General features: G+C 38.3%; 5 protein-coding genes. 2 read left to right on the forward strand and 3 right to left on the reverse strand.

What is annotated here, in order from left to right; all coding sequences use genetic code 11:
• The coding region (locus HF990_RS14640; protein ID WP_168412877.1) for a transposase at positions 1-212 on the forward strand (212 nt) is incomplete at its 5' end.
• A 144-nt stretch (positions 213-356) separates the two neighbouring features.
• Here HF990_RS14640 and prfB read toward each other — a convergent pair.
• Positions 357-1467, reverse strand: a protein-coding gene (gene prfB / locus HF990_RS14645; RefSeq protein WP_184656240.1) for a peptide chain release factor 2 whose coding sequence is annotated in 2 segments (ribosomal slippage) — positions 357-1406 and positions 1408-1467 — 1110 coding nt in all. Because the reading frame shifts where the segments join, the coding sequence is not laid out codon by codon here.
• A 244-nt stretch (positions 1468-1711) separates the two neighbouring features.
• Positions 1712-4216 carry a preprotein translocase subunit SecA gene (gene secA, locus HF990_RS14650; protein WP_168412878.1) on the reverse strand — a complete coding sequence of 835 codons (2505 nt, stop codon included), beginning with the start codon at positions 4214-4216 and terminating at the stop codon, positions 1712-1714.
• A 163-nt stretch (positions 4217-4379) separates the two neighbouring features.
• Between secA and HF990_RS14655 the strand changes: the two genes are divergently transcribed.
• Positions 4380-4805: a VOC family protein gene (locus HF990_RS14655; protein WP_168412879.1), complete on the forward strand. Its 426-nt coding sequence runs from the start codon at positions 4380-4382 to the stop codon at positions 4803-4805.
• Between the two features lie 69 nt (positions 4806-4874).
• Here the strand turns inward: HF990_RS14655 and thiD are convergent, their stop codons facing one another.
• A complete protein-coding gene (thiD, locus tag HF990_RS14660) occupies positions 4875-5705 on the reverse strand; it encodes a bifunctional hydroxymethylpyrimidine kinase/phosphomethylpyrimidine kinase (RefSeq protein ID WP_168412880.1) in 831 nt (276 codons plus the stop codon).
• Positions 5706-6096: the final 391 nt, after the last annotated feature.

Raw genomic sequence — 6096 nt, forward strand, 5'->3', positions numbered from 1 at the left:
CAGAACGATGGAAACAGCTTTATCAAGAACGTACAGCAGTCGAACGCGTTAACGCTTATTTAAAGGAATACTTTCAATTAAACAATGTCCGTCATCGTACAGGAAAGAAAGCAAAAATGCATTTCAAGCTGGTGACGTTAATTTATAATACCTGCAAACTAGCAGTTGATCGAATCAATGCTTTATTACAGCAACAAAACCAAGTTGCATAATTTAAAAAAAAAACAAAGTTTTTAGTATAGGGGTACTCTATACTTCAGAAATACTATGATTTATGAAATTGATTCAATTAATAAAAAAATAAAAAGTGCACAAAACCAATGAAATGATTTTGCACACTTTGTTACTTATATCATTTAATTCTTCGCTGTGATTTGAGAGCGCAAATAAGCGTTAATGAATAAGTCAATATCGCCATCCATTACCGCTTGCACATTTCCAGTCTCCACATTCGTGCGGTGATCTTTTACCATCGAATATGGATGGAACACGTAAGAACGAATTTGAGAACCCCAACCAATTTCCTTTTGTTCACCGCGAAGTGCAGCAAGTTCTGCTTCCTGTTTTTCAATCTCTAATTGATACAATTTTGCTTTTAACATGTTCATTGCTTTTTCACGGTTTTTAATTTGCGAACGTTCCGCTTGGCAAGAAACAACAATTCCTGTTGGGATGTGCGTAATGCGGACAGCAGAATCCGTTGTGTTAACGTGTTGCCCACCCGCACCTGTGGAACGATACGTATCAATTTTTAAATCTTCCTGACGAACCTCGATTTCAATTTCATTATTGAACTCAGGCATCACTTCACAAGAAACGAAGGATGTGTGACGGCGACCATTGGAATCAAATGGTGAAATACGCACTAGGCGATGTACCCCTTTTTCTGCCTTTAAATAACCGTAAGCATTATGCCCTTTAATAAGCAATGTCACCGATTTAATACCCGCTTCATCCCCTGGTAAATAATCAAGGGTTTCTACTTTGAAGCCATGTTTATCTGCCCAACGTGTATACATACGAAGAAGCATTGAACCCCAATCTTGAGACTCCGTACCTCCAGCTCCTGGGTGAAGCTCTAAAATGGCATTGTTTTTATCATATGGTTCGCTTAATAAAAGCTGTAACTCAAAGTTCTCTAACTTCTCCTCAAACTCTTTCAATTCCTGAACAAGCTCTGCTTGAAGATCCTCATCAGGCTCTTCTTTTAACAATTCAAGAGTCATTTCTAAGTTTTCTTGAGTGGATAATAAATCATTTAATTCATTTACGATGGCCTTTAAACCGTTTACCTCATTAATGATGCTTTGCGCTTTATTTTGGTCATCCCAAAAGTCGGGCATCATCATGATTTCTTCTAATTCTTGAATGCGGGCTTCTTTGTTTTCTAAGTCAAAGAGACCCCCTGAAATCCGCCAATTTTTCGGCTGTAGTTTCTAAAGTATTTCGCACATCAGATAATTCCATAAAAGCTCCTCCAATTTAATTAGATTTGAAGAAATAAAATGACTTAACGGGAGAAGGTCGGCAAACTTATCTTACTCAATTGAATAGAGAATGTTCGAACCTACCTTGCACCCCAATACAAATAAACAGAATCATTTAAATGGAAGTAAAGTCTCTTACCAAATCGCGAAACAAAACCGTGCCACCAAAGAGATGACAACGGTTTTGTAGAAAACTTTCAAAAGAGATGATGAGACAAAACGAATTAAGATACTGCACCATGGCAGTTTTTATACTTCTTGCCGCTGCCGCATGGACATGGATCGTTTCGACCAATGTCTTGCTTTTTACGAATCGGCTGGCGTTTTGGTTTTTCCTCTTCTTTCGGATTCACTGCCTGACCTTTCGCCACTTCTTCTCGCTCCAGGTTATTGCGAATTTGGGCTTTCATTGCATACTTCGTGACATCTTCACGAATCGCAGCAATCATCTCTTCAAACATCGCAAATCCTTCTTGCTCATATTCACGAAGCGGATCTGTTTGACCATAAGCACGAAGATGAATACCTTGACGCAGTTGGTCCATTGCATCAATATGGTCAATCCATTTCGTATCGATGGAACGAAGTAAAATAACTTTTTCAAATTCACGCATACGTTCTGGCGTCAATTGTTCTTCTTTTTCATTGTAACGAGCCATTGCAGCAGCAAAGATGTAATCAATCATTTCTTCCGGTGATTTACCATGAAGATCATTTACAGTAATATCTCCCTCATCCAGAAGGTTTGCTTTAATATAATCTTCAATTGCTTTAAAGTTCCATTCTTCTTTATTTCCAGAAGTATACGTATGGACTATATTTTCAATTGATTCGCGAATCATGTGTTCCACAACTTCGCGCATATTTTCTGATTCTAAAACAGCATTCCGCTCTTTATAGATGACTTCACGCTGTTGACGCAACACTTCATCGTATTGTAACAAACGTTTACGAGCGTCAAAGTTATTTCCTTCTACGCGTTTTTGTGCAGATTCCACCGCTTTTGACACCATTTTTGACTGAATTGGTTGGGAATCATCCATCCCAAGTTTCGTCATCATGGCTTTCATGCTATCTGAACCGAAGCGGCGCATTAAATCGTCTTCAAGGGATAAATAGAATTGAGTAATCCCTGGATCTCCTTGACGTCCGGAACGACCGCGCAACTGATTATCAATGCGGCGAGATTCGTGACGTTCTGTACCGATTACTGCAAGTCCGCCAAGCTCTTTTACACCTTCACCGAGCTTGATGTCCGTACCACGACCAGCCATGTTCGTCGCAATCGTCACAGCACCTTTTTGACCAGCTTGAGCGATGATTTCAGCTTCTCGTTCGTGGTTCTTTGCATTTAATACGTTGTGTGGAATTTTATGTTTCTTTAACAATTCTGAAATAATTTCAGACGTTTCAATCGCTACAGTACCAACAAGAACCGGCTGCCCTTTCTCGTGACGTTCCGCAATATCTTTTACAACAGCTTCAAACTTCCCTTGCATTGTTGCGAAAATAAGGTCTGGTTTGTCAATACGGGCTATTGGTTTGTTTGTTGGAATGACAACAACATTCATATTATAAATATTTCTAAATTCTTCTTCTTCCGTTTTTGCTGTACCTGTCATACCAGCTAATTTCTTATACATGCGGAAGTAGTTTTGGAATGTGATGGTTGCCATTGTCATCGATTCGTTTTGGATTTCCACGCCTTCTTTTGCTTCAATCGCCTGGTGAAGACCATCTGAATAACGACGACCTTTCATTAAACGGCCAGTGAAGCTGTCAACAATCACTACTTCTCCATCTTGCACAACATAATCGACATCTCTTTGCATTGAAACATGGGCTTTTAAGGATTGATTAATTGCATGAAGCAAACGAACGTGAGCTAAATCATATAAGTTGTCGATTCCGAAAGCTTTTTCTGCTTTCGTCATACCACTTTCTGTAAGTGTAACCCCTTTTGTTGTTTCATCGTAAGTGTAGTCTTCTTCCTTTTTTAACATGCGAACAAAGGCATTCGCTTGCACGTAAAGTTTTGCCGAACGACCCGCATGTCCAGAAATGATTAATGGCGTTCTTGCTTCATCAATTAAAATCGAGTCCACCTCGTCAATAACGGCAAAGTTTAATGGGCGTTGCACACGGTCTTCTTTATAAAGCACCATGTTATCGCGCAAATAGTCAAAGCCCAGTTCATTATTTGTACTGTATGTAATGTCCGCTGCATAAGCCTCGCGCTTTTCTTCTTTCGTCAAGCTATTTAAATTGAGCCCAACAGACAAACCTAAAAATTCATATAATTTACCCATTTCAGTGGCGTCACGTTTTGCCAAATATTCATTGACTGTTACAACATGTACACCTTCACCAGTGAGGGCATTCAAATAAACCGCCATTGTGGAAGTTAACGTTTTCCCTTCCCCGGTTTTCATTTCAGCGATGTTACCATCATGTAGTACAGCCGCCCCCATCACTTGCACGCGATAAGGATACATGCCAAGCACTCTTCGGGAAGCTTCGCGACAAACAGCGAAAGCTTCAGGTAATAAGTCATCTAAAGTTTCACCGTTTTTATAACGAGATTTAAATTCTTCTGTTTTATTTTGAAGTGCTTCATCAGAAAGCTGTTCCATTTGTGGTGCTAATGCATCCACTTGGTCAGCAATTTTATTTAATTTCTTCAATTCTTTTTTGTTGAAATCAAATAATTTATTTAAAATATTTACCATTGAAAACATTCACTTCCCATTCAGTCTTAACTTTCATTTTATCATTGGTAGTATAATGGTGCAAATACACGCCTTTAATTTATCAGAATCATAATAAAAATCTTGTTTAATTATTGGAAAAAACGGCTAATGATATAACAGTAAATGATAAGGAGGATCAATTATGGCATTAGAAGTTTATTTAATTTTTAATGGGAATTGTCGAGAAGCGATAGAGTTTTATGCAAAAGTGTTTGAAACGGAGAAGCCTTACATACAAACGTACGGAGAAGCTTACCAAGACAATTCAGAGTTTAACATGCCGGAAGAAGCAAAAAATCTAATTATGCATGCTAATCTAAACGTACGTGGCAGTCGACTAATGTTTTCCGATACATTTCCAGGCAACCCTTATACAATAGGCAATAATATTACTGTCGCCTTCATTGATGATGATTTGAATTTTATGAAAAGGGCATTTGAGATGTTGAAAGAAGGGGGCAAAGTGGAAATGGAACTACAAGAAACTTTTTGGAGCAAAGCTTACGGATCACTAACTGACAAATTCGGAGTAAATTGGCAATTCAATCACGAAAGCAAAGAGCAATAAAAATAAAGAGGAAAAGGCAGTCTAATGTTGAAAGTAAATCAACATACGCTGCCTATTTCATTCACTCCATTATATTTCAACTTCCGTCATCGTAACCTCATCTTCATCGTACAACTTATAGGCACGGTGATCAATCATCCCCGGTACCACTTCAAATGGAATGAAGCGTTTAATACCGGCAGTGACGAATTTTTTCGCATTGAACACTGCTTCCTCAATTGATTTTCCTTTTGCCAGTTCCGCTGTGATTGCTGCTGAATATGAACAGCCTGCCCCATTTGTATGGATTGTATCGATTCGTGGAGCTTCCAATTTTATCATTTTATGACCATCATACAATACATCAATAGCTGGTCCTTCTAAACGTCCTCCTTTTACAAGAACATACTTTGGACCAAGTTTTAAAAGATCTCTTGCTGCATCCTGCAAATCCGCAACTGATGTAATTTCTTGTCCATTAAGTAAATAAGTTGCTTCCGGCATGTTTGGTGTAATAATTGTTGCTTGAGGGATCAGTTTAGTTTTTAGCGTTTCCATTGCATCAAAATCAAGTAAAGGAGACCCGAATTTACCGAACATTACCGGATCTACCACGATATTTTGAATGTTAGTTGTCGCCAACCAATCGGAAACAAGTTCGATAATTTCCTTTGAGAAAAGCATTCCCGTTTTTAATGCATCTAAATCCTCTTGTTCATTGATAATGAGGAGTTGTGCTTCAATTGCATCTAAAGGTTGAATGAATAAACTTTTTTCTTTGTTTGGATGTTTTGCATTGATGGCAGTGATAGCCGTAAAACCGTACACCCCAAGCTCTTGGAAAGTTTTTAAATCCGCTTGAATGCCGGCACCACTGCGAGCTGCAGCACCTGCAACTGTACATACTTTCGCTATTGTCATGTCCTTTTCTCCTTTTAATACCAAGCTTTATATTTGATTTTAAGCTTTTTATAAGATGAATGGAAATAATCAGAATAAGCAATTTGATTGGGGTCAGATTTGTTGCGGGAGATTCTTACTACGTGTTTGAATTCAAACTTATGAAGATGCTTGCGGGATTCAAGAAAATACTTGTAGTAAGCAAAGTAGGATTAGAATTACCCATCTATCGAAAAATACAACTGCTACTAGTGAGATATTAGCCAAATTTAATTAGATAATTGCCAACTTCGCCTTGATATTAGCCATTCTCGGAAAGATATTTGCCATTCGAAAAATTTCCTGCTTCTGCGAGTGGGATATTAGTCAATCTCCATTCGATATTGGCCAACTTCGCCTTGATATTAGCCAT

Source organism: Ureibacillus thermosphaericus, from assembly GCF_012396605.1.
Lineage (GTDB): Bacteria > Bacillota > Bacilli > Bacillales_A > Planococcaceae > Ureibacillus > Ureibacillus thermosphaericus.